The organism is Polaribacter sp. IC073, assembly GCF_007997075.1.
GTDB lineage: Bacteria > Bacteroidota > Bacteroidia > Flavobacteriales > Flavobacteriaceae > Polaribacter.
Genome location: NZ_VORS01000007.1, coordinates 182,056 through 207,145, shown reverse-complemented (window position 1 = coordinate 207,145; position 25,090 = coordinate 182,056). Strand labels below are relative to the sequence as shown.

Genomic DNA, 25,090 nt, shown 5'->3' with positions numbered 1-25,090 from the left:
TAATAGAACGAATAGCAAAGTTGCTTTTTAATTGTTATAATAATTATTTATGTTTTAGTGAAGCTTAATAAAAGAAAAAGATGCTTGAATAAAGCAAAATTGTTAATTTCTAAATATTTTAAATTGAAAAATGTTAGTGTTTTAGGTTGTGGTTGGTTAGGTAAACCATTGGCAACATCATTGTTAGAAGATGGTTTTTGGGTAAAAGGTTCTACAACTTCAGAAGAAAAAGTTGAAACATTGCAGGCTTTGGGTATTGAAACGCATTTGGTTAATATTTCTGAATATGAAGAATTTGATGTTTTTTTAGATACAGACATTTTAATAATTGCCATTACTTCTAAAGATGTAGATGGTTTTGAAAGTCTAATTGCTCAGATTCAAGAATCTTCTGTGCAAAAAGTGATTTTTATAAGTTCTACCTCTGTTTATGGTAAGTTAAATAGAGTTATGACTGAAGAAGATGCTGTTTTAAAAAATCCGTTGACAGAAATTGAAAACTTATTTAAAGAAAATACTTTTTTTGAGACGACTATAATTCGTTTTTCTGGTTTGTTTGGAGGCGATAGACATCCTGCGAATTGGTTTAAAAATGGCCGAAAAATACCGCAACCAAACGGTTTTGTGAATATGATTCATAGAGAAGATTGCATAGAAATTATACATGAAGTAATTGCTCAGAATTGTTGGAATACAATTTTTAATGCTTGTTCTAATCATCACCCAACAAGAAGAGAGTTTTATACACTTGCAAAGTTAAGTAGCGACTTTAAGGCGCCAGAATTTGAAGAGAATGAGGTGTATGAATGGAAAATAATTTCTTCAGAGAAAGTTCAACGTGTTTTAGACTATACTTTTATTCATGATGATTTGTTAGAGTTTTAGAATAGTAGTGTTGCAGACGGATGTCATTTTAACGAATAATCTTATTTAGGAGTGCAAGCTTTATGTGAGATTTCTCAATCGCTGAAAAAGCTCATTTCGAAATGACATGCGTTAGAGGAATTATTATGTGAAATTTAAAAATTAAAATTTTTAGTAGAAAAAACCGCGGTGTTTTCTTCTGCGAAATTCTGTGTTACAATCCTCAATCGCTGAAAAGGCTCATTTCGAAATGACAGCACGTTTGTCTGTTTGAGTGTTTTTCTAAAGTATGACGAAAAATGTATTGAGAACTTCTTCGTTGAAGGAGCATTTTAGTAGGTGATAAATGTGATTCTGATGAATTATTTTAACGAATAATCTTATTTAGGATTGCAAGCTTTATGTGAGATTTCTCAATCGCTGAAAAGGCTCATTTCGAAATGACATGCGTTAGAGGAATTATTATGTGAAATTTAAAAATTAAAATTTTTAGTAGAAAAAACCGCGGTGTTTTCTTTTGCGAAATTCTGTGTTACAATCCTCAATCGCTGAAAAAGCTCATTTCGAAATGACATCGTTAGGTATATTATAATATAAAACTTAAATCTTTATTTTTTTCAAAAAAAAATCTGCGAACCCCTGTGTTTCTTTTGTGAATCTCTGTGTTACGACCTACTATATTTCCGTTTTCTCAAGTAATTAAAAACAAATCCAAAAGAAAGTAAGAAAATCAAAGGCAAAATCACATTTAAAAACTGCCAAAAAGTACGTTCTTTAAACGCTTTTTGTTTGTCTAATATTTTTATTTGTAAAGACTTGTTTCTTAGATTGATTAAACCAGAATCGTCTAATAAATAATCTACCGCATTTAGTAAGAAGTCTTTATTTCCAAATTGCTGATTCGTCCACTTATCACGCGCTAAATCGTAGGGTTGTTCTTTTAGTAGCTGATTTTTTCCAACATCACCATCCGCAATAATAATCATTTTATTTTTTGATGATTGTTCTCTAAAAAGTGGTGTTTCAAAGGGGTGTACTCGGTTTTTGTATGCAGAATTAAATGCACCTTCTAATAAAACAGCAAATAACTGACTTCCGCTATTGTAATCTTTTTCAACAACTTCTTCCGCAATAGATTGTAGCTCTATAATTCTAGGAGTTCCAACTTTTTGAGTTAATAAAGAACTAACTAATAAAGGTGTTTTTTTAATGTTATTTTTTAAAGTATCAATCTGATTTGCAAACTGTAACCTTACAGGAGAAACATTTTTTGTAATTGCATGATTCGGGTTTCCGTTTACTAAAGGATGGTAAAACCAATCTAAATTTTTAAATTGTGGTTGGTTGGCAACTTGCCCAGTTGCAACAGGAATTTGTGCTGCATATAAATCTTTTATCAAGGTGGTGTTTATACGAATTCCGTATGTAAATAATACATCGGTAAGACTTAAATCTCTAGGATATGCCAACATTTTACCAGTATTTCCTAAACTATCTTGGTCTGCTTGCACATTGTCTAACATCCACAAAGTTTTACCACCATTTGCAATAAACTGATCTAAAACAAACTTCTCTTTTTCGGTAAATTTTTCTGTTGGTTTTGCAATAATTGCCAAATCTAACTGAGACAAATCATCTAACGTTTGCGCTGCATCTTTGGCAACAGCATCTAGCGTAAATTTAGCCAATCTATATTTTTTTGCAACTTCACTTAAAAAACTATATTGATAAATGTCTTCTAATTCTCCGTTTCCGGTAAGTATTGCTACTTTTTTACGCTGTTTTTGGTAAACAGAATGAATCGCATTCGAAAAGCTATATTCTAAATTCTCAATCGATTTTTGTAATTGCTCTTCTTGAGACGCAACAATAGAATTTGGTAAAAGAGAAATAATGGCTGTTTTTTTACCATAATTTATTTCTGCCCAAGGAAAAATAATTGCTTCAGATAATTTACCATCTTCTTCAACGGTTAATTGACTGGGCATCATTCCTTTTTTAATCAATGCTTCTCGTTGATTGTCTGGATTTTCGAAATTAATTTTTATCTTCGGATTTTCTGCTGCTAATTCTTCTAAATATTGCCGTGTTTCTACTTGTAATCTTTTAAATTCTGAAGGAAAATCGCCTTCTAAATAAACATTTACAAATAGAAATTTATCAACCTTAGAAATAATGTTTTTTGTGGTTTCAGAAAGTGTGTAACGTTTGTCTTCCGTTAAATCGAAACGTTTGTAAAAGGACTGATTCACAAAGTTTAGTGCCACCAAAATAACAACTAAAATGGCAATTTTTTTTATTTTTTTATTCATTATCTAAACGTGTTTTAGTGATGAATAAAAAGAAGATGGTTACACTTATAAAATACATAAGATCTCTTGTGTCTATAACTCCGCGAGAAATACTTTTAAAATGTGCGTTGATTCCTAGTTTTTTAATTGTTAAACTATTGTCTAATGAATTCGCAATGGCATCAAAACCATAGAACAATAAGAAGGTGATAAAAACACCTAAAATAAAAGCAACAATCTGGTTTTTAGAGATTGTTGAAGTAAATAAACCAATAGCGGTATAAGTTGCTGCTAAAAATAATAAACCAATGTAAGAACCAATTGTAGTGCCAAAATCGATATTACCAATCGGGTTTCCTAATTGATAAACGGTATAGACATAGGTTAGCGTAGGTATTAAAGCAACAAGAACTAATAGGAGTGAAGCCCAAAATTTGCCTAGAACTATCTGCCAATTAGAAATTGGTTTTGTCTTTAGAAGTTCGATGGTTCCGTTGTTAAACTCATCAGCAAAACTTTTCATGGTAATGGCCGGAATCAAAAATAAAAATACCCAAGGCGCTAAAAAGAAAAAAGGATTTAAATCTGCAAAACCAGCATTTAAAATGTTGAAATCGTCTTTAAAAATCCATAAAAACAAACCGTTAATCAACAAGAAAACTCCAATGACTAAATACGCAATCGGGCTTGCAAAAAACGAGTTGAATTCTTTTTTTAAAATGGCTATCAATGAGTATTTTTTATTTGGTTTTCAAGTTTTATAGGCGCTGCATTTTAAAGTAGATGTGTTTAATAACTCTTTTAATTGAATACCGCAATATGTTTAATTTTAAGAACCGCTTACTGCTAATCTATAAACAATATTATTCACAAAACCTTCATCTGTTCTTTCTGGTTGAAAAACAAAAGCATGTTTCTCTAACAACGCTTTAGAAGCAGTATTATTTTTGTGTGTAAAAGCTTCAATCGTTTTTAAGCTCATTTCTTTAAACCCGTATTGTAAGATTTCTTCAAACGCTTCATTCATGTAGCCTCTTTCTTGATAATCTGGGTGTATTTCATAGCCAATTTCTGCATAATCTTCCTCATCTTCAAAATTACGCAAACCAATAGTTCCAAGTAATTGATGATTGTTTTTTGATTCTAGCACCCAAAAAACACCTTTGTTATTTGCAGCTAGCTTAGTAATAAGATCAATAAAAGCTCTTGCTTCAGAAAGATTTTTAGGGGTTCTTCTATCAATAAACTCATTAACCTCTTTGTTGGTTCTTAAACCAAAGATTGCTTTTGTATCCTCTAAGTTTAACGCTCTTAAGGTTAATCTTTCTGTTTCTAAAACAGGAAAAGTAGTAAAATCGAAATCCATTTATATATAATATTTGCTTAATTTTTATTGTAAACTCACTTTTTATCAACGCTCCAAGCTTCTGGCTTGGCATTAAATAAAGCTTTTGTTTTTGCCCAAACAGTGGTAAAAAGCTTAGAGGTTCTATAATTTTCTAAATCTTGTGGTGTTTCCCAGTATGAATAAGTGAAAAATATTTCAGGATTATTTTTGTCTTGATACAGCTCTAATAAATTACAACCTTTAGAAGCTCTAATAAATTGTTTTTTTTCTTCAAAAATCGATTCAAAAGTTGCGATGTGTTCTTGATGAAAACTCATCTTTACAATTCTTACAAACATGCTTTTATTTAAAGGTTAAGTTTTTATTCAGGTTCGTTAATAAAATCAACAGTAACGGTGTCTCTATAAGCTAAACCAAGCAAAGAAGAAGCGCCACCAACGGTGTCTAAATTACTTCTATAAATGGCTATTTCTAAAAATTCTGCAGAATTAAATAAGGCTAATTTATGGCCTTCATATTGTTGATGGCTGTATGTGCTATTGCTAGCAACTTCATTATATTTTGCAAATATTTTAGAGAAAGAATGCTTTCTTGCGTTTATTTTAAAGTTTCTTCCTTTACCAACTTCATGAAACATTTTTTTACTGATATTGGTAATTACGTTGCCATAATTATCAATATAAACAATACCACCCGTTATTTGATTTTGTTCGTGATCTACCTTTGGCTGAATTTCAACATTTGTTTTAAATTCTTCAATTTCTTTTCCAATAACAGTTAAATTTCCACCTCTAGCAATAAAACAAGCTACTTGCACAAAAACATCTAACACAGGAAAACTACTTTCTACTCTGTCGTGAATATTAATTTCTACGATTTTTGTAGGTTTAATTTCTAAAGCAATCATAGAGATGATGCCGTTATCTGGACACACAAAAAAATGACCATCTAATTCTAAAGCAATGTGTTTATTCTCTTCACTTAATTCAGAATCCACACCAACAATATGTATGGTTCCTTTAGGGAAACTTTTATAAGAGTTTTTTAAAATATAGGCAGTTTCCGTAATATTAAATGGAGAAATTTCATGCGTAATATCTACAATTTTTGCATCTGAAAGCTCAGAGTAAATAGCTCCTTTTACAGCACCTACAAAGTGATCTTTCGTTCCGAAATCTGAGGTTAAAGTAATTAGAGACATTAATTTTATAGCTGTTAATTAAGTGTGGAAAAATTGTTGATTATTTTACGCAAATCTAATCAATTTTGAAATTTAATTCGCTATTTTTAATTGAAATAAAAAAGACAATAACCTATAAAAAATAAACACTTGAACGAACGCATTATAGCCTTAGAAGAAATTAACCCGAACGACTTTTTTGGAACGCATAACAGCACCATAGAGCAGATAAAAAAATATTTTCCTAAAATTAAAATTGTGGCTCGTGGCTCTAATTTGAAAATTTATGGAGAACCAGATCTTTTAGACGAGTTTGAAATTCGTTTAGAACGTTTGATAAAGTACTTCAACCGTTATAATAAGTTAGATGATAATAGTATTGAACGCATCTTAACATCTAACGGAGATGAAGAAAAAACAACTGCTTCTAGAAAGATTAAAGATGTTTTGGTGCATGGTGTTGGTGGTAAATTGATAAAACCACAAACAGATAACCAACGTAAAATGGTTACCTTAATGGGGAAGAATGATATGTTGTTTGCAGTTGGTCCTGCAGGAACTGGTAAAACATATACTGCGGTTGCTTTGGCGGTAAAAGCTTTAAAAGAGAAAGAAGTTCGAAAAATTATTTTAACCAGACCTGCAGTAGAATCTGGAGAAAACTTAGGGTTTCTTCCTGGAGATTTAAAGGAGAAATTAGATCCTTATATGCAACCTTTATATGATGCATTAAGAGATATGGTTCCGCATGAAAAATTAGAGTCTTATATAGAAAAAGGCGTTATTCAAATAGCACCTTTGGCGTTTATGCGCGGTAGAACTTTAGACAATGCATTTGTAATTTTAGATGAAGCACAAAATACAACGCACAATCAAATGAAGATGTTTTTAACTAGAATGGGTAAAAGCGCAAAATTTATTATTACAGGAGATCCTGGTCAAATAGATTTACCAAGAAAGCAAGTTTCTGGTTTAAAAGAATCTTTATTGGCTTTAAAAGATATTGATGGAATTGCGCAAGTTTATTTAGACGATAAGGATGTGGTAAGACACAAATTGGTGAGAAAAATTATAGGTGCTTATAAACGTATAGAAACGGAATAGGTTTTTAGTTGTTAATAACTAGTCTTTAGTTTATTTTTGCGCTCACAACAACACAACAAATAATGAATACAATTAACGAAACGAACTTTCAATTTCCTAATCAGAAGTCTGTTTACAAAGGTAAAGTAAGAGAAGTTTATAATATTAATGATGAACTTTTAGTAATGGTTGCAACAGATAGATTGTCTGCTTTCGACGTTGTTTTACCGCGTCAAATTCCGTTTAAAGGTCAGATCTTAAATCAGATTGCAACAAAAATGATGAATGAAACAGCAGATGTTGTTCCTAATTGGTTGCTTGCAAACCCAGATGAGAATGTAGCTGTTGGTCATTTATGCGAACCCTTTAAGGTAGAAATGGTTATTAGAGGTTACATGTCTGGTCATGCTGCAAGAGAGTATAAACTTGGTAAAAGAGTTTTATGTGGTGTAGCAATGGCAGAAGGTTTAAAGGAAAATGATAAATTTCCGGAAGCTTTAATAACGCCCTCTACAAAAGCAGCGAATGGTGATCATGATGAAGATATAACACGTGAAGACATTTTATCTACAGGAGTTGTTTCTGAAGAAGATTACATTGTTTTAGAAGAGTATACTCGAAAGTTATTTCAAAGAGGAACAGAGATTGCAGCTTCTCGTGGATTAATTTTGGTAGACACGAAGTACGAATTCGGGAAAACGAAAGAAGGAAAAATTGTGTTGATTGATGAAATTCACACTCCAGATTCTTCTCGTTATTTTTACGCGGAAGGATATCAAGAAAGACAAGATAAAGGCGAATCTCAAAAACAATTGTCTAAAGAATTTGTAAGACAATGGTTAATTGAAAATGGTTTTCAAGGACAAGACAACCAGCAAATACCAGAAATGTCTGATGAAAAAGTCATCGAAATTTCTAATAGATATATCGAATTATACGAGCAAATTACTGGTGAAGCTTTTGTAAAAGCATCCACAGAAAAGGTAATGCATAGAATTGAAAAGAATGTACTTCAGTTTTTAAAAAAATAAAATAACGAGTTATGTCATTGCGAGGAGGAACAACGTGACAGTCTCATCAGTTTTAGTATTAATATAATGATTACTTCGTCATGTTTCCTCTTAATAACGAATTTTAACAAAACAAACTACCATGATAATAGAACCAAGAACAAGAGGATTTATCTGTTTAACGTCGCACCCAACAGGTTGTGAGCAAAACGTAATAAATCAAATAGACTATATAAAATCGAAAGGAAAAATAGAAGGCGCTAAAAGAGTATTAGTTTTAGGATCTTCTACAGGTTTCGGATTGGCATCGAGAATTACAAGTGCATTTGGTTCAGATGCAGCAACAATTGGTGTGTTTTTTGACAAACCAGCAACAGAAGGAAGACCAGGTTCACCAGGTTATTACAACACAGCAGCTTTTGAAAAACATGCGCACAAAGAAGGTTTGTATGCAAAAAGTATTAATGGAGATGCATTTTCAAACGAAATAAAACAACAAGTTGTAGACTTAATTAAAGAAGACTTAGGCCAGATTGATTTGGTAATTTACAGTTTAGCATCGCCAGTAAGAACGCACCCAAATACAGGAAAAAGATTCAAATCGGTTTTAAAGCCAATTGGAGAAGTTTTTACCAATAAAACAGTAGATTTCCATACAGGAAAAGTATCAGAAATATCTATAAACCCTGCTGAAGGAGAAGATGTAGAAAATACAATTACAGTAATGGGAGGTGAAGATTGGAAAATGTGGATGGATGCACTAAAAGCTGAAAATTTACTTTCTCAAGGTGCTACAACAGTTGCATATTCTTACATTGGCCCAGATGTAACAAGACCCGTTTACAGAAACGGAACAATTGGTGCAGCAAAAGATCATTTAGAAGCAACCGCTTTTACCATTACAGACGATTTAAAATCGATTGGAGGAAAAGCCTTTGTTTCTGTAAATAAAGCATTGGTAACACAAGCAAGTTCTGCAATACCTGTAATTCCTTTATACATTTCTTTGTTGTATAAAATTATGAAAGCAAAAGGAATTCATGAAGGGTGTATCGAACAAATTCAACGTTTGTATAGCGAACGTTTATTTGGTGGCGATTTAGCTTTAGATGAAAAAGGAAGAATTAGAATAGACGACTGGGAAATGCGTGAAGATGTACAAGCAGAAATTGCTGAACTTTGGAAAAAAGCAACCTCAGAAAATTTACCAGAAATAGGAGATTTACAAGGATATAGCAATGAGTTTTTTAGCTTATTCGGTTTTAAAGTACCAGGTGTAGATTATGATAAAGACGTAAATGAAGTAGTTACAATTCCTAGTGAAAAGTAATTTTTAAGATCATGGAGACCTCATAGGTTTTTAAAACTTGTGAGGTCTTTTTAGCAATTATAAGAAAGATTGAAAGCAGTAACCATAAAACAACTTAAAGATGAATTGTCTCATAAATCTGCTGCAGATTTAAAAGAGTTGTGCTTGCATTTGGCTCGGTTTAAAAAAGAAAATAAAGAATTACTCACCTATTTGTTGTTTGAATCTCATGATGAAGAAGCTTACATTCAAACCATAAAAGAAGAGGTAGATCTTCAGTTTGATGAGATTAATACAAAGAGCTTTTTTTACATTAGAAAGAGTACTCGTAAAATATTAACATCCATAAAAAAACACATTCGTTATTCTAAAAAGAAAGAAACAGAAGCAGAATTATTATTGTACTTCTGTAAGAAAATGAAAGAATTTCGACCTTCAATATATAGAAGCACTAGATTGCAAAGTACTTTTGATACGCAGGTTAGAATGATTAAAAAAGCGATTGAAAAATTACACGAAGATTTACAGTACGATTTGCAATTAGAATTAGACGAATTGTTAGATACTTAAGGTTTCATTTATATAGCCTTAAAACAGAAAAGAGTTTGTTTTTCTTCCTTCACATTAATTACACCTTAAAATAAACTTTAGAAAGATGAATAAAAAAGAACGACCAATTTTATCAGATTTAGTAAATGATGGAACTTCAGATGTAGAAAAGTTCCAAAATGAAGTGATTCGTCCTGTTGTAAAAATGCAACATCATTTATTAATAACATCCTTTAAAAATTATCTTCAAAAGAGAAAAATTGATTTATCTATTTTAGTAGACAAGAAAAAAAGAAATAGAGTTTCTTCTATCTTTAAAACAGATAATAATTACAAAAACATGACTTTAGGTTTTATTATAGGTCATTTTTCTGAAGATGAATTTGCGTTTTATTCAGAAAAATCATCTGAAATGAATAGAAGGATTCTACAGATTGTTTCGCAAAGAATAAAAGACAGTATTTCTGAAGTAGAATAAAAAAAGTCGTTGTAATTAAATACAACGACTTTTTTATTATACTTAAAACAAGCTTTATTTACTTTCCTATCATTAATTTCTTTTGATATCTTCCTTGTACAACATCTACAATTATTAAAATGGCCAACACAAAATAGAACGTTGTTTTACTCATTGGCACAATTTCTTCACCAAAAATTTTAATGTGTGCCAAATGCCCACCTTCTGTGACCAACATTATTCCTACAATAAAAAGGATAAACAGGCCCAAAACTTCATACATTCTATTTTTTGATAAAAAAATAGAAATTTTATCAGCCATAATTAGCATTAATAATCCGCTAATTACAATGGCAATTGCCATGACAATAAATGCGGTTGTTGTATTTTCTATTTCACTTGTAAGTCCAATTGCTGCTAAAATTGAATCAAAGGAAAAAACTAAATTCATTAGAACAATACTAAAAATAACTGCCTTAGAAGACTTTGTGCTTCTATCTGTTGCCATATCCGAAACTTCCATTCCTTTAGTAGAAATCATGTGCCAAATTTCTTTAATAGCAGTGTAAATAATAAAACCACCACCTAATAAAACAATAATGCTATGACCATTAAATGCAAATTTCACAACATCTGTTATTTCTGCTGATAAAAAAGAGAAAGGCTCTTGAAAAAGATCGATGATAGAAACTAAAACAAATAATAGCACAATCCTTAATATGATTGCTATTAAAATTCCGTTTTTTCTAACTTTTTTCTGATCTGCTTCTGGCGCTTTTTTAGACTCTAAAGAAATATAAAGTAAGTTGTCAAAACCAAGAACAGCTTGCAGTAAGACCAACATTACTAATGTGAAAATAATTTCTAACATTTTTATTTTTTTTTAATTGATAATTTCAAAGATATTTCGATTGTAGTTAGTACACAATATTTTTTTTATCAAAATAATAAAAAGTTGCAGTGTTTACTTTTAGGCTATTACAAATAAGTTACAAAACAGAACTAAATAAAAAGATACTTATATAAAATTCTTAGACTCACAAATGCAATCAAAATTGCAGTCGCCTTTTTTAATTGAATAGGAGTATAGTAGTTAGTACTAATACGACTTCCTATTTGCCCGCCAATAAAAACGGTCAATAATAAAACGGATGTTAAGTTCCAATCAATGACAAAATCTGGGTTTGAATATTGACCAATAAAACCAGCAATAGAGTTTACTAGAATAAAGATACTTGCGGTTACGGCTATTTTTTTAGGGGTATCCCAGTTTGCAAGATGTAATAATGGCGCCAGGAAAATACCGCCTCCAATACCAACCATTCCAGAAATGAAGCCTATAATTCCGCCAAAACCTCCGTTTTTAAAGGGTTTTGAGTTGTTGTTTAAGTTATTTGAGGCAATAATTTTTCGAGAAAGCCACATTGTAATAGCTGCAAATAATAAGGTGAATCCTAATAAAATGAAAAATAATTGCTGACTTATTTTAATTTTTCCTCCTAAAAATGCCAGCGGAATACTTAATAAAACAAGCGGCATTATTTTTTTCCAATCGATTTTTTGTTGTCTATTAAACAGGTAAACGTTTCCTAGAACCACAACAATATTACATAGAAGTGCTGTTGCTCTAATTTGTGTAAAAATAATTCCAGATAAAGCTAAAATTGCCAAATAACTAGAACCACCGCCAAAACCAACAGAGGAGTATAAAATGGCGACTGTAAAAAAAAGTAAAATAATATGCCAATTATTCAAAACGGATTCAAAAATAATCTGAAGATTCATGTAGCAAATATAATTTTCTATTTTTAGATACACTTACAATCTGTAATACTAATTATCGAGTGATTGAATGTATTGTGAGAAAGTAATGTGAAAATAAAAAAAAATGATAGGTGTTTAAGTCTGTATCGTAATAAATTTAAGATCTTTTAACATTATTAAAACGATAACTATTATAAAGTATTAAAGATAATAACTTGTAATTATTTAACTTTGTTAGATGGATAATTTCATTTCAATAGAAGATAAGTTAAATGAACGCATTAAAGAATTAACCTGTCTGTATAAAGTTAGTTCTCTCATACGGAACGATAATTTTAAAAGCACAAAGTCTTTATTAAAACAAATATCTGTTAGTGTAAGGAAAGCAATTCGATTTCCAGAAGAAGCATTTGTAGAAATTAAAATAGGTGATTGTTCTGTTATTGCAGGAGAAAAAATAGAGGATGCTATCTTTCTTATTTCAGCAATAAAATCTTTTAAAAAGATAAAAGGAGCAATTACTGTTGGTTATGCAAGACAAAAGTTTTCTGAAAACACCTTCTTAAATGAAGAGAAATTATTGTTAAAGAAAGTGGCTTCGGAAATTGGCGATTTTTTAGAGCGAAATGAAATAAACGAAAAAGAAGAAATAGCTAAAAGGCAGATAGAAAGAGCCGGTAGACTTACTATTTTGGGAGAAATTACCGCAGGTATAGCGCATGAATTAAATACACCTTTGGCTAATATTTTAGGGTTTACAGAATTGCTGAAAGAACGCTACAAAGAAGATAAAGTAGGACGAGAAGATCTTGAAAAAGTGATAAATAGTGCTATTTATTCTAGAGAAGTTGTTAAAAAATTAATGTTTTTTTCTTGCGAGATGCCGCAACAAATGGCTTCAATTAATATAAATGCTACCATAGATGAATCTATCAGTTTGCTAAAACCTAATTTCAAGAAAAAAAATATACACTTAAACGTACTATATTCAAGTGATCAAATTAACTTAAAGGTAGATAAAATACAGTTGACACAAGTAATTTTTAATTTAGTGATCAATGCTATTTATTTCTCACCTGTAAATGGTAAAATAAATATTATTGTTGATGAGCAACCAAATGTGGTTCAAATTGAAATTTCTGACGAAGGCAAAGGAATTGAATCTATAAATTCAGAAAATATTTTCAATCCTTTTTTCAGCTCAAAACCCGTTGGCGAAGGTTCTGGCTTAGGTTTAAGTGTTGTTCACGGAATTATTAAAAGTCATAAAGGGACAATAATACACAAACCAAATGTACCAAAAGGAACTACTTTTGTTGTTTGTTTTCCTAAAAATTAAAACATGTTAAATAAAGAAAACATATTAATTGTAGATGATGATATTCATATTTTAGAATTGATTCAAAGACATTTACAGTCGTTAAATTATCACACATACAAAGCAATTTCTGTAAAAGAAGCTTTAGAAATTTTAAAAGATACTTCTATCGATTTATTAATTACAGATTTACAAATGCCAAGTGTAGATGGTTTACAATTGATAAAATACGCATCAGAACATTATTCTAAAATTCCAAAATTAGTAGTAACCGGCTTTCCGTCTATAGAAGGTGCTTTAGCTGTCATGAAATCTGGTGGAGCAGATTATATAACGAAGCCTTTTACAAAGGAAGAGTTAAAAATGGCTGTTTTAAAATCTTTAGATTCAAAACCTAAAGCGATTAAAGTTAAGAAAATACTAGAGGAAACTTCACCAAAACCGTACGGAGAATTAATAGGAACGTCTCCTGCAATGAAAAAAGTAACGGAAGTTATAGAGCGCTTAAAAAACAACAAAGCAACTGTTTTTATTCATGGAGAAAGTGGTACAGGAAAAGAGTTGGTTGCACGTTCTATACATTATATGGGGAAGTTTTCCTCAGCACCTTTTATAGTTGTAAACTGCGGCGCCATACCAGAAAACTTATTAGAGTCTGAATTATTTGGGTATTTAAAAGGGGCTTTTACAGGAGCAGAAAAAGATAGAAAAGGTTTTTTTCAGGCAGCAAATAATGGTACTATTTTTTTAGATGAAATTGGCAACGCATCTTTATCAACTCAATTAAGATTGTTGCGTGTTTTGCAAGAAAAGGAAATTGTGAGAGTAGGTTCTCAAAAGCCAGAAAAAATTGATGTTAGAGTAATTGCAGCAACAAATGTAGATTTAAAAGAGCTTATTAAAAAAGAACGTTTTAGAGAAGATTTGTATTACAGGTTAACAGTGGTGCAGATAGAGGTACCATCATTATTAGAGAGACTTTCAGACATTCCGTTATTGGTAGCTAAATTTTTATTTAAATACGGAATAGAATATAAGGATCGATTTTTAAAAATTACGCCAAATGCTTTAGCTATTCTTAAAAGTTATCATTGGCCAGGTAATATAAGAGAGTTAGAAAATGTGATTCAAAGAGCTATTATTATGTGTGATAGCCTTGTAGATGTAGAACATTTACCAGAACATATAAAATATCAGATAGATTTTTCTAAAACGCAAGAATTAGTATCATTAAAAGAATATGAAAAAACCTATATTCTAAAGGTACTTCAAGCTGCGAATAATAATAAAACGAAAGCGGCAAATATTCTTCAGATAGATCGAAAAACACTTCGAGAAAAATTAAAATAAGTCTTATTTAAAAAACGAGTAGAATAGTAGCAGTTGAGGAGTTTTTCCTCAACTGCTTTTTTGTTGTAAAAATAAATACGCTTATAAAAATATGGATGTTAGTATTTTAGAGTGTTTTTTACTTTTCCTTTAAAGAGTTGGCATATCGATTGCAAAGATACATTTGTAATTAAAAATGTAATGATGATAATCAATTGTAATAGTTTATGTAATACATGTCTTCATGCAAGTTCTTGCAACTTAACATCAAATAAAAATTTTATTTGGTCTTGTAGTGAATATGAAGAAGAGACTTTAAAAAACACGAACCTAACATCTATTTTAACACCAAATTTTAGTTTCACAGAAAGTGAAAAAGGAATTGAAATAATTTAATTATGACGACATTGATAAAAGAGGTAAAACAAAAGAAACATTCTAAACAAGGGATGTTAGAGAATGTAATGGAGCAGTTTGAACATGCTGCCGAATTGGTAAACTTAAATCCTAACATTAAAAAAATCTTAAGTGTAACAAACAATGAATTAATTATTCATTTTCCTGTAAGAATGGATAACGGAGATGTAGAAATTTTTAAAGGATATAGAGTACAACATAACAATGCACTTGGGCCTTATAAGGGAGGTTTAAGATACCACCCAACAATAGATATAGATGCTGTAAAAGCATTGGCAATGTGGATGACTTGGAAAACAGCTTTAGCAGGTTTGCCTTATGGTGGTGCTAAAGGAGGAATTCAAATGGATCCTAAAAAATATTCTTTAGGAGAATTAGAGCGTATTACTAGGAGATTTACGTATGCTTTAGGAGATAATATTGGGCCAGAACATGATATTCCTGCACCAGATGTAAATACAAACGCTCAAACGATGGCGTGGATAGCAGATACTTATATGTCTACTAAAAAGCCATCAGAAAGATCAAAAAATCAACACGTTGTTACTGGAAAACCAATTGGTTCTGGTGGCTTAGAAGGTAGAGATAGAGCTACGGGATATGGTGTTTTTCTTAATATAAAATTTTGGGCAGAGCAAAAAAATGTACATTTAAAAGATAAAACTTTTATTGTTCAAGGTTTTGGTAATGTAGGGTATTGGGCTGCTCATTTTTTAGAAAAAGAAGGAGCTAAATTGGTAGGAGTGCAAGATGTATTTGGTACAATTATAAATAAAGAAGGTTTAGTAGTTGAAAATTTATTAGATTACACAAAAAATAATGAAGGAAGTATTGTTGGTTTTCCTAATTCAGAAAATAGAGACAAAGAAGACTTTTTTGGTTTAGATTGTGATATCTGTATTCCTGCAGCTTTAGGAAACCAAATAACGGAAGAAAAAGCACATCAAATAAAAGCTTTTTTAATAGCAGAAGGTGCAAACGGACCAACAACCGTAGAAGCAGAAAAATTACTATTAGAAAGAGGTGTTGCAATTATTCCTGATATTTTATGTAATTCTGGTGGAGTTATTGGTAGTTATTTTGAATGGCTACAAAATAGAAACGGAGAATTGTGGGAATTAGATGAAATAATGGAAAGACTTCATAAAAAAATGAAAGAGGTTTTTCTTAAGGTTTTAAAAGTTTCTGAAACTAAAAAAATGGATATGAGGTCTGCTGCTTACGTTTTAGCAATAGAAAGGTTAGAGAGAACGTACATCCAAAGAGGTGTTTTTCCATAGAAATAAATGTATAAAAATGAAGTATGATCAATTAATTATTGAAGAAAAGGAATTCTTAATAATAGAAAAGCTCTTAAATTTAAATAAAATAGCGGAATCAATAACCGCTAAAAGCCACATTTTAAAGCTACAAGATGAGTTAAGAAATGCAACAAAAGTTGTTCCTGAAAATGAAATGCCTAAAGATGTAGTAAGGCTAAATTCTATTGTAACAGTGAGCTCTCAAGATAGTGCTTGGGAAAAAACGTTTACGTTGGTTGTGCCTTCAGATAGTAACATTGCAGAGAGTAAGATCTCTTTATTGATGCCAATGGGAACAGCTGTTTTGGGCTATGCTAAAGAAGATGCTATTTTGTGGGATTTTCCTGGAGGTTTAAAAGAATTAAAAGTAGTAAATGTGGTACAAGTAGCCAAAGTAACTAAATAAAATAATTATGAAGCAATCTAATGGTATATCTAATAATGAATCTGAAAGCCAGGTTTTACAAAATAGAAGTTTAGAGGAAATTAACATGTGGTTAGACCATCTAAATTATATTACAGAAGAATGTGGTTATTTAGTTAAAATTTTATCTAATAGAATAAATGGTAAAGATTTAAAAGATAAGTTATTGTTATTTATGGATACAAACACAAATACGAATAATACATTCTTAACTTATAAAAATACAGTAGGTGAGTTTTTAGAATGTATCGATTTAGATTGTGATTTATTTTATCATAATGAGCATAAGAAAAATAGAGACTTGTATCAAAATCATTTAAAAGACTATAGAGAAATCAAACGAAAGGTCTTTAAAGGACTTCTTATAGAAAATTAATTACTAAAACTCCAAAATTTATTTTGGAGTTTTTTTTTGCGAAATTTTCATCTTAATTGCTGCTAAAAACGGTTCGTATTGTATTTATAAATTTGAAAACTTTAAACTGACAGACTTATTTATAGTATTACCTTTGTTAATGTGTCATCTTTTTTGTGTGGCATGTAAATTGACAATCAGTCTGTACTTACATTCTTAAAATAAATTATGCAACATCTTAAAGATTCAAAAAAAGATAAAACCAAACCTAAAGTTACTTTAAAACAAGCTTTTAAAACCATTATTTGGCCAAGAAGAAACTTAGTATTTTTAGGTTTAGTCCTTATAATTATTCGTAGTTTATCTGGCTTTGTTTTGCCAATGCAGAGTAAAGTATTAATGGATGAGGTTGTACCAAATAAAGATTACAGTCAATTATATAACTTAATATTTATTGTTATTGGCGCTATTTTAGTACAAGCTATTACTTCTTTTATGTTAACAAAAGTATTAAGCATTCAGGCACAATATTTAATATCAGAATTAAGAGCTAAAGTACAAAGAAAAGTGTTGTCTTTGCCTATTAGTTTTTTCGACAATACAAAATCTGGGGCTTTAGTTTCTAGGATTATGACAGATGTAGAAGGTGTTAGAAACTTAATAGGTACTGGTTTAGTGCAATTAATTGGTGGTTCTTTTACAGCAATTGTAACGTTAGTTATTCTGATAAAAATGAATGTTTGGATGACGGTTTTCACCTTTGTTCCTTTATCAATTTTTGCAATTATTGCCTTGAAATCTTTCAAATACATCCGACCGATATTTAGAGCAAGAGGAAAAATTAATGCAGAAGTTAAAGGACGTTTAACAGAAACTTTAGGAGGTATTCGCGTAATTAAGGCTTTTAATGCAGAAGAGCAAGAAAGTAAAATATTTGAAAAAGGAGTAGCAGATATTTTTATCAATGTTAAAAAAAGTATGACTGCAACTGCTATCATGACCAGTTCGTCAACCCTTTTAATTGGTTTGGCAACTACAGGTGTTATGGGAATTGGAGGATATTATATGATACAAGGCAGCATGACGTTTGGTGACTTTATTCAATTTACATTTTTATTAGCATTTATGGTTGCGCCAATTGTACAAATGAGTAATATTGGTAGTCAGTTAACAGAAGCTTTGGCAGGTTTAGACAGAACAGAAGAGTTAATGAATATGACAGCAGAAGAAGATGATGAGGACAGAACCATTGATTTAGAGGAGATAAAAGGAGAAATTATTTTTGATGATGTTTCTTTTGAATATGAAGAAGGAAAAGAAGTCTTGAAGAATATTAATTTTAAAGTTTCATCGGGTTCTGTAACAGCTTTGGTAGGAAGTTCTGGTTCTGGTAAATCTACTATTGCAGGTTTGTCTGCCACGTTTTTGAATCCGAAATCGGGTACAATTACAATCGATAATCAAGACATGTCTAAGGTAAAACTATCTAGCTATCGTAAGCACTTAGGTGTGGTTTTACAAGACGAATTTTTATTTGAAGGTACCATTAGGCAAAACATTATGTTTCCAAGACCAAATGCATCCGAAGAAGAATTACAAGATGCTGTAAAAGCGGCGTATGTAAATGAATTTACAGATCGTTTTGATGATGGTTTAGATACTTTAATTGGAGAAAGAGGGGTGAAATTGTCTGGCGGACAACGACAGCGTTTGGCAATTGCAAGGGCCATTCTAGCAGATCCAAAAATTATTATTTTAGATGAAGCAACTTCTAGTTTAGATACCGAAAGTGAGTCTTTAATTCAGAAAAGTTTATCGGAATTAGTAAAAGATAGAACTACCATTGTAATTGCGCACAGGTTAAGTACCATAAAACAAGCAGATCAAATTTTAGTGATAGAAGCAGGAAGTATTGCCGAAAGAGGAACGCATGATGAGTTGATTGCTACCAAAGGGAGATACTATGATTTGTACACGTATCAATCTAAAATTTAAGGCTTAATTTTTATTGATGTAATTTTTTTAAAAAACGACTTTATAAATCACTAAAATTAAGACAACCAAATTTATGAAAAAAGTACTTTTATTATTGTTGACGGTAATTACTTTTTCTTGTAAAAATGAAGCTAAAAAAGAAATAAATGATGCCGTTAAAAAAGAAAATTATCCGATAGAATTAGCCAAGGTCTTTGAAGCTCATGGCGGAATTAATACTTGGAGAAAGGCACAAGTTCTTTCTCTTAACAAAGGAGAAGAAGTACATCCTATAGATTTAAAATCTAGGAAAACAGTCATAAATACGTCAAAATATTCGCTAGGTTTCAACTGAAAAGAAGTTTGGTTAGATGAGGTAGCAAAAGGAACTTTTAAAGGAAATCCTTCTTTTTATCATAATCTATATTTCTATTTTTATGCAATGCCTTTTGTGTTGGCAGATAACGGAATTGTTTATGAAAAAATAGCTGATTTACTTTTTAAAGGAACAAAATATCCTGGTTATGAAATCTCTTACAATGCAAATGTTGGTGCTTCACCAGATGATAATTACATACGGTAACATTTAACTCTAAAGAACCAAGTGATCAATTTAATGTAATTAAATATAATAAATGGAATAACGTAAATGGATTGATTTTACCTTCTGAGATTACTGGGTACAAAACCGATAAAAAAGGAGTGCCAACTGAACCAGCAAAACTTGCAACTGAATTCACTTTGCTTTTAATTAGTCAAGGAAAGATAGCAGATTCCTTTTTTTTTTAATCCTAAAAATTAGCAGTTAAGCTAGTAAATCTCTAAATTTAAGATCCCCTTTTTTATTTAAACGCGAAAGTATTTTTAAGAAAGCGATTGCCGTTATATAGGCGTCACCGCTTGCGGTATGACGATCGCTTTTAGAAATATTTAATTCATCACACAAGTTATCTAATGAATAATGTTTTTCTTCATTTTGATAAATTGTGTGTTTCGATTTTTTATAAAGAAGTGCCGTGTCTACCGTCTTATTTAAGAGTTTAGGTAATTTATTTCTCTTTAAAATTTCGTTCATCATTTGTACATCAAAATTTACATGATGTCCTACTAATACCGAATTGCCAATATATTTTAAAAAAAGTTTTAAAGCATTTAATTCGGTAATTTTATCAAATTTGCCTTCTTTTAAAATTCCGTGGATAGGAACTGTTTCTGCTTTAAAAATTTTTTGTTTTACATAAACTTCAAAAGAAGCATTCACATTAATAATATTATCTTTTAAAGAGATGGCTCCAATAGAAAGTACTCTGTCTTTTTTTCTTAAAAAACCAGTTGTTTCTGTATCAAAAACAACGAACCTTGTTTCTTCAATAGGGAGTTTTTTTGTATTGGCAATACTTTCTTGATACGCTAAAAAGTAATTAGGTAACAGCAGCTGTTCTCTTTTACGAAACCAATTAAATATCATAATTCTCTTATATCGTTAAATTATATCTTATAGAAAGTACCTCTTGAATTTCTCTAATCGGCTTAAAACATCTCTTTAGTTTTAACTTTTCTTCTTTAGTTAAAGACTCTAACTGTATAAATTTACCAGAGTCATTATGTAATATTCCTTGTTTTGTTTTAAATTTTAACAACGCTTTAAAAGCATAGGAGCAAGATTGATACAGTTCTTTATTTTGAGGTTCTACTTCTGCTAATCTTTCAAAACGTTGTGCGGTATTGTTAATTTCTGAAATTTTATTTGACAAGGTTAATAATCTGGCAGCGTTAATTAACGGAATTAAAGCTCTTGTTTTTATATTAAAAGAATCTTTATGATCTCCGTTGTTTTCTACTAAAAACTGTTTAAAAAAGCCCAAAGGAGAAGGACTTGCAATGGCTTCTTTCCCTAAAAAAGTAAACAAACGACTGCTTTTATTTAGGGTTTTAAAAATATTCGTGGTCAGTTCTTTTGGCATTGTAATATCACCATAAACATGATTAAAATCAAAGAAAATAGAAGATAATAGAATGGCTTTTTCATCAATATTAATAATCCAATCGTTAAATTGATTTTTCCATTCAGACAAAGACATACACCATTCTGGGTTGCTCGCCATCATTTCTGCAGAGCAATATTCGTATCCTATTTTATGAAGCGATTTTGTAACATGACCCGCTAATTTTAAAAAATAGTTTTTGGTTGCTAAATAGTCCTCTTGGGTTGTGTCTTCAAAAATTAAAGCATTGTCTTGGTCTGTGTATAAAAGTTGTTCTTTTCTCCCTTGGCTACCCAATGCCATCCAAGAAAATTTTACTGGTGGCGGAGTATCCATCTTTTTTAAAGAAAGCTCAATAACTCTAATGGTAACGCTGTCATTAATTTCAGAAATAATTTTAGAAATATGAGATAACGGTATGTTTTGTTCTAAATAAGACTTTAAAAGAAGGTTTACTTTATTTCTAATTTCGCGAATTTCTTTCGTTTTTTTAGCGCGTTTAATCTCTTTTAAGATCACCGTTGGGTTGTTTCCTAAAGATGCGAGTACATCATGGTTTGTTAAAATACCTATTAATTTAGAATTACTAGTGCCATCCACAGTAATACATAAATGACCAACTTTGTGTTTAATCATTTGTAATTGGGCGTCTAAAACAGTCAGGTTTTTAGACTGTGTTATTACCGGTGAAGACATTATTTCTTTCACAGAAGTGTCAATTGAGAAAAGGCCCGTTGCTATTTTGTTTTTAATATCACTATTTGTAATAATTCCTTTAGGAAGACATTTGTCATCAACAACTACAATACAGCCAATTTTTTGAGCGCTCATTTTTATAGCAGCCTCTTTAATTGTCGATTTTACAGTACATTTTAAAGGTTTTTTGGTGTAATTTACAGAATGTAAATTAGAATATTCTAAATTGTCTTTTGAAATATAATCTGTAAATATGTTGTTGTTTTGCTCATTTGTATAGGGATCAAAAGAGGTAGAAGCAAAAGAAGTTAAGAGGTATTTATTAATTTTAAAGTTGTTTTCAGAAACCGCTTCAAAAATAGTAATAGGAATTCCGTATACGATAGACTCTTCATTAGCAATTGCATCTAGCGAATAATTCTCTTTACTAATCAAGGGTCTTAGACCAAAAATATCTCCACCGTCACAAATATCTATGAGCGTTCTTTTATTTTGTGAATTTTTATGCAAACTAATTCCTCCATTTCTAACAATGTAAAAATGTTTGTGATTGGTGTCATTTTGATTGAAAAGAACTTTCCCTTTTTCTAAATATATAATTTTTACTTCGGAAGAAATTTCCAATATTTTAGTAGCAGGTAATAAATTGAAAGGCGGATAGTTCTTTAAAAAATCATAAACGCGTTCTGAAATTGTGTTTTTCATCTTTATGCTATTGGTTGATGAATTTGATTGTAAACCGAGCAATCATATTCTCAAAAATATTGAGATAAATATAGGTCTACGTTTTTTTTTGTACTAAAATTTAAGTAATTTTTTTTAATCACCTTTACTTAACGGCGTTTTTTCTAAATCATAAACGGCAGTAGAAGTAGCTATTTGAAACCATTTTTTAAACATATTATAAGTACGCTTTTTGGGCCAATCATTCTCATCGGTATACCAACCTTCTAGTTCCGTCATAAAAAATCGATCAAAATCCTTTTTTAAATAGGCGTCTATATCATCAGAGTTGCCATTGTCAATTAAATAAGTTGTTACTTCATCTAAGTCAGACGCACTAATCTTAGAGTCTGGGTAAATAGTATTGTGCCAATCTATAAAGGGCTGCGCGGGTTTTAAAGAAATTGCAGATCTATTTACAAAATTTTCTCCAAAATCATCGGTTATTAGTTCTGTATCTAATTCCCCGAGGAGCATTTTTGTCATATAATTATCTTCCTCTTCGGTAGCTACTGTTATAGACATTATTTTATCAGTTAGTTTAACATCGAAATCAACTATAAAATCAGTAAATTCTTTAAAATTTGACACTTTATATAAAATCATCTTTTTAAATAAAGGATAATTAATCTCATCATCATCTTTTGCAGTGGAAATTATTTCTTCAAACTCTTTCTCGTTTAGAATGGACTTCATGTTTCCAAGATTCCAAGAATTTATGGCAAATTCAAAAATATCTTCATGATATTCAAATTCTTCAAAATACGTTGTAAATGGTGCAATAAATTTCTCTAATAACGTAGAATATTTTTCTTTTGCATTTTGATTGAGATTAGTATCTTCATATAAATTTAGAACTTTACCTTTTTTCATTTTGATGTAAATTTTGACTGATTGTTGTAATTTGATTGTAAACCGAGCAATAATACTCGTGAAATCTCGATAATAAAACATTTTCGAAATTTTCTGTATTTTGAAGAATGTCTAAGTCGAATAATTTAATTGCCGCAACTTCTTCTATTTGAATGTTTAATTCTGAAATGGGTACTTTTAATTCAGCGACAAAAACATGATGGTGTTCGTTGTCTTGAATTCCGTTTTTATGGTTAACTTGATGAATTCTTGTACCAATTTTAATGAGGTCTTTATCTTCTAGTTTCAACCCAATTTCTTCAAAAACTTCTCTTTTTGCGGAAGCTAAAATCTCTTCACCAGCAGCAACATGTCCGGCAACCGAAATGTCCCACAAACCAGGAAACACTTTCTTGGTCAATGCTCTTTTTTGAAGCAATATTTTTTTATCTGAAGTAAATAACCAAATATGAACTGTGGCATGAAACCAACCATGTTTATGCGCTTCCGATTTTAAAGCGGTTTTTCCTGTTGGTTTTCCTTCGGGCGTTAAAATATCGATGAGTTCGTCCATAGAAAATAATTGTCATTACGAGGAAGAATGACCAAGTAATCTTTTTAAGAATTAAATAAGAATACTTTGTTCCTCGTAATGACGCTTTATTTTTTTATTCAAAATAAGAAAAAGTTTCTCCGCCTTTGATGTTTAATAATGTTTCATAAATCATTTTAATTACATTTTCTACATCATCTCTATGCACCATTTCTACAGTTGTGTGCATGTATCTTAATGGTAAAGAGATTAATGCAGAAGCAACACCACCATTGCTGTAGGCAAAAGCATCTGTATCTGTACCGGTTGCTCTAGAAAGTGCAGAACGCTGAAAAGGAATCTTATTCGCTGTTGCCGTTTCTGTAATTAAATCACGTAATTTTTGTTGAACCGCTGGAGCATACGCAATAACCGGACCTTTACCAATTTCTAAATGACCCGATTTTTTCACCTCAATCATTGGCGTTGTGGTATCATGCGTTACATCTGTAACAATAGCAACGTTTGGTTTTATGGTTTGTGTAATCATTTCTGCACCACGCAAACCAATTTCTTCTTGCACAGAGTTTGTAATGTACAAGCCGAAAGGCAATTCTTTTTTGTTTTCTTTTAATAAACGCGCAACTTCAGCAATCATAAAACCACCCATTCTGTTGTCTAAAGCTCTACAAACAAATTTGTCTCCGTTTAAAATATGAAACTCATCTGGGTACGTAATTACACAACCAACATGCACACCTAAAGCTTCAACCTCTTTTTTTGTAGCACAACCGGTGTCTATAAAAATATTGTCTGGTTTTGGTGCTTCTTCATTTGATTTATCTCTAGTGTGAATTGCTGGCCATCCGAAAACACCTTTTACAATTCCGTTTTTAGTATGAATATTTACAATTTTACTTGTTGCAATTTGGTGATCTGAACCACCATTTCTAATCACGTAAATTAACCCATTATCTGAAATATAATTTACATACCAAGAAATTTCATCTGCATGTCCTTCAATTACAACTTTGTATTTTGCATCCGGATTTATAACTCCTACAGCAGAACCATAGGTGTCTGTAATAAAAGTATCTACATAAGGTTTTAAGTAGTCCATCCAAATTTTCTGACCTTCCCATTCGTAACCGGTTGGTGCAGCATTATTTAAGTATTTCTCTAAAAATGTAAGTGATTCTTTCTTTAATATTGATTTTTTTGGCATTCTATATGTGTCTTAATGTTCGTTATTCTTTAATGTATGTAAAAATAATGCGATTATTTAGGAATTCCATTAAAAAAATCACAAAAAATTGTAACAAAACTCCT

The 25,090-nt window shown here is 30.7% G+C and carries 26 protein-coding genes; 14 read left to right on the top strand and 12 right to left on the bottom strand.

Features of this window, described 5'->3' with window-relative positions:
* Positions 1-84: 84 nt before the first annotated feature.
* A complete protein-coding gene (locus ES045_RS11815; protein WP_223267245.1) occupies positions 85-885 on the top strand; it encodes an NAD(P)H-binding protein in 801 nt (266 codons plus the stop codon).
* Positions 886-1,529: 644 nt separating this feature from the next.
* On the opposite strand, the gene gldG is transcribed toward ES045_RS11815, so the two are convergent.
* The 5 genes from gldG to ES045_RS11790 form a co-directional block, all read right to left on the bottom strand.
* Positions 1,530-3,176, bottom strand: coding sequence for a gliding motility-associated ABC transporter substrate-binding protein GldG (gene gldG / locus ES045_RS11810; RefSeq protein WP_147116490.1), 1,647 nt, complete (start codon positions 3,174-3,176; stop codon positions 1,530-1,532).
* Positions 3,169-3,885 carry a gliding motility-associated ABC transporter permease subunit GldF gene (gldF, locus tag ES045_RS11805; protein WP_147116489.1) on the bottom strand — a complete coding sequence of 239 codons (717 nt, stop codon included), beginning with the start codon at positions 3,883-3,885 and terminating at the stop codon, positions 3,169-3,171. The genes gldG and gldF overlap by 8 nt, the downstream gene beginning before the upstream one ends.
* Positions 3,886-3,984: 99 nt before the next feature.
* Positions 3,985-4,521, bottom strand: coding sequence for a GNAT family N-acetyltransferase (locus ES045_RS11800; protein WP_147116488.1), 537 nt, complete (start codon positions 4,519-4,521; stop codon positions 3,985-3,987).
* 35 nt (positions 4,522-4,556) lie between these two features.
* Entirely contained in the window at positions 4,557-4,841 is a 285-nt protein-coding gene (locus ES045_RS11795) for a putative quinol monooxygenase (RefSeq protein WP_147116487.1), read from the bottom strand.
* Between the two features lie 23 nt (positions 4,842-4,864).
* Entirely contained in the window at positions 4,865-5,704 is an 840-nt protein-coding gene (locus ES045_RS11790; RefSeq protein WP_147116486.1) for an S-adenosyl-l-methionine hydroxide adenosyltransferase family protein, read from the bottom strand.
* 129 nt (positions 5,705-5,833) lie between these two features.
* On the opposite strand from ES045_RS11790, the gene ES045_RS11785 reads away from it, so the two are divergent.
* From ES045_RS11785 to ES045_RS11765, 5 genes are all read left to right on the top strand, one after another.
* The gene (locus ES045_RS11785) at positions 5,834-6,787 is read left to right on the top strand and encodes a PhoH family protein (protein ID WP_147116485.1); all 954 of its coding nucleotides are present in this window, start codon (positions 5,834-5,836) and stop codon (positions 6,785-6,787) included.
* A gap of 62 nt (positions 6,788-6,849) precedes the next feature.
* Complete coding sequence (locus tag ES045_RS11780; RefSeq protein ID WP_147116484.1) at positions 6,850-7,797, top strand: phosphoribosylaminoimidazolesuccinocarboxamide synthase; 948 nt, start codon at positions 6,850-6,852, stop codon at positions 7,795-7,797.
* A gap of 121 nt (positions 7,798-7,918) precedes the next feature.
* A complete protein-coding gene (fabV, locus tag ES045_RS11775; RefSeq protein ID WP_147116483.1) occupies positions 7,919-9,106 on the top strand; it encodes an enoyl-ACP reductase FabV in 1,188 nt (395 codons plus the stop codon).
* Between the two features lie 69 nt (positions 9,107-9,175).
* Entirely contained in the window at positions 9,176-9,655 is a 480-nt protein-coding gene (locus ES045_RS11770) for a hypothetical protein (protein ID WP_147116482.1), read from the top strand.
* 85 nt (positions 9,656-9,740) lie between these two features.
* On the top strand, positions 9,741-10,112 hold the full coding sequence (locus ES045_RS11765) for a glyoxalase (protein ID WP_147116481.1): 372 nt from the start codon (positions 9,741-9,743) through the stop codon (positions 10,110-10,112).
* 58 nt (positions 10,113-10,170) lie between these two features.
* Here ES045_RS11765 and ES045_RS11760 read toward each other — a convergent pair whose 3' ends face one another.
* Positions 10,171-10,962 (bottom strand): TerC family protein, encoded by a 792-nt coding sequence (locus tag ES045_RS11760; protein WP_147116480.1) that lies wholly within the window; start codon positions 10,960-10,962, stop codon positions 10,171-10,173.
* 131 nt (positions 10,963-11,093) lie between these two features.
* Complete coding sequence (locus tag ES045_RS11755; protein ID WP_147116479.1) at positions 11,094-11,876, bottom strand: sulfite exporter TauE/SafE family protein; 783 nt, start codon at positions 11,874-11,876, stop codon at positions 11,094-11,096.
* Between the two features lie 217 nt (positions 11,877-12,093).
* On the opposite strand from ES045_RS11755, the gene ES045_RS11750 reads away from it, so the two are divergent.
* The 8 genes from ES045_RS11750 to ES045_RS16750 all read left to right on the top strand — a co-directional run bounded on the left by ES045_RS11750 (position 12,094) and on the right by ES045_RS16750 (position 19,556).
* Positions 12,094-13,194 carry a sensor histidine kinase gene (locus ES045_RS11750; protein WP_147116478.1) on the top strand — a complete coding sequence of 367 codons (1,101 nt, stop codon included), beginning with the start codon at positions 12,094-12,096 and terminating at the stop codon, positions 13,192-13,194.
* Positions 13,195-13,197: 3 nt separating this feature from the next.
* The gene (locus ES045_RS11745; protein WP_147116477.1) at positions 13,198-14,523 is read left to right on the top strand and encodes a sigma-54-dependent transcriptional regulator; all 1,326 of its coding nucleotides are present in this window, start codon (positions 13,198-13,200) and stop codon (positions 14,521-14,523) included.
* A 377-nt stretch (positions 14,524-14,900) separates the two neighbouring features.
* A complete protein-coding gene (locus tag ES045_RS11740) occupies positions 14,901-16,199 on the top strand; it encodes a Glu/Leu/Phe/Val family dehydrogenase (RefSeq protein ID WP_147116476.1) in 1,299 nt (432 codons plus the stop codon).
* Between the two features lie 16 nt (positions 16,200-16,215).
* Positions 16,216-16,626: a GreA/GreB family elongation factor gene (locus ES045_RS11735; RefSeq protein ID WP_147116475.1), complete on the top strand. Its 411-nt coding sequence runs from the start codon at positions 16,216-16,218 to the stop codon at positions 16,624-16,626.
* A gap of 7 nt (positions 16,627-16,633) precedes the next feature.
* A complete protein-coding gene (locus tag ES045_RS11730; protein WP_147116474.1) occupies positions 16,634-17,020 on the top strand; it encodes a hypothetical protein in 387 nt (128 codons plus the stop codon).
* A gap of 207 nt (positions 17,021-17,227) precedes the next feature.
* On the top strand, positions 17,228-18,994 hold the full coding sequence (locus tag ES045_RS11725) for an ABC transporter ATP-binding protein (RefSeq protein WP_147116473.1): 1,767 nt from the start codon (positions 17,228-17,230) through the stop codon (positions 18,992-18,994).
* 73 nt (positions 18,995-19,067) lie between these two features.
* Positions 19,068-19,328, top strand: a complete 261-nt coding sequence (locus ES045_RS16675) for a hypothetical protein (protein ID WP_223267244.1) — start codon at positions 19,068-19,070, stop codon at positions 19,326-19,328.
* Positions 19,329-19,427: 99 nt separating this feature from the next.
* A complete protein-coding gene (locus ES045_RS16750; protein WP_262712865.1) occupies positions 19,428-19,556 on the top strand; it encodes a hypothetical protein in 129 nt (42 codons plus the stop codon).
* Between the two features lie 222 nt (positions 19,557-19,778).
* Here the strand turns inward: ES045_RS16750 and ES045_RS11715 are convergent, their stop codons facing one another.
* The 5 genes from ES045_RS11715 to ES045_RS11695 all read right to left on the bottom strand — a co-directional run bounded on the left by ES045_RS11715 (position 19,779) and on the right by ES045_RS11695 (position 24,986).
* Complete coding sequence (locus tag ES045_RS11715; RefSeq protein ID WP_147116472.1) at positions 19,779-20,441, bottom strand: PolC-type DNA polymerase III; 663 nt, start codon at positions 20,439-20,441, stop codon at positions 19,779-19,781.
* A 7-nt stretch (positions 20,442-20,448) separates the two neighbouring features.
* Positions 20,449-22,359: a DUF294 nucleotidyltransferase-like domain-containing protein gene (locus ES045_RS11710; RefSeq protein WP_147116471.1), complete on the bottom strand. Its 1,911-nt coding sequence runs from the start codon at positions 22,357-22,359 to the stop codon at positions 20,449-20,451.
* 114 nt (positions 22,360-22,473) lie between these two features.
* Positions 22,474-23,250, bottom strand: coding sequence for a hypothetical protein (locus tag ES045_RS11705; RefSeq protein ID WP_147116470.1), 777 nt, complete (start codon positions 23,248-23,250; stop codon positions 22,474-22,476).
* A complete protein-coding gene (locus ES045_RS11700) occupies positions 23,237-23,803 on the bottom strand; it encodes an NUDIX hydrolase (RefSeq protein WP_147116469.1) in 567 nt (188 codons plus the stop codon). The genes ES045_RS11705 and ES045_RS11700 overlap by 14 nt, the downstream gene beginning before the upstream one ends.
* A 94-nt stretch (positions 23,804-23,897) precedes the next feature.
* Positions 23,898-24,986, bottom strand: coding sequence for a M42 family metallopeptidase (locus tag ES045_RS11695; protein ID WP_147116468.1), 1,089 nt, complete (start codon positions 24,984-24,986; stop codon positions 23,898-23,900).
* Between the last annotated feature and the right edge of the window lie 104 nt (positions 24,987-25,090).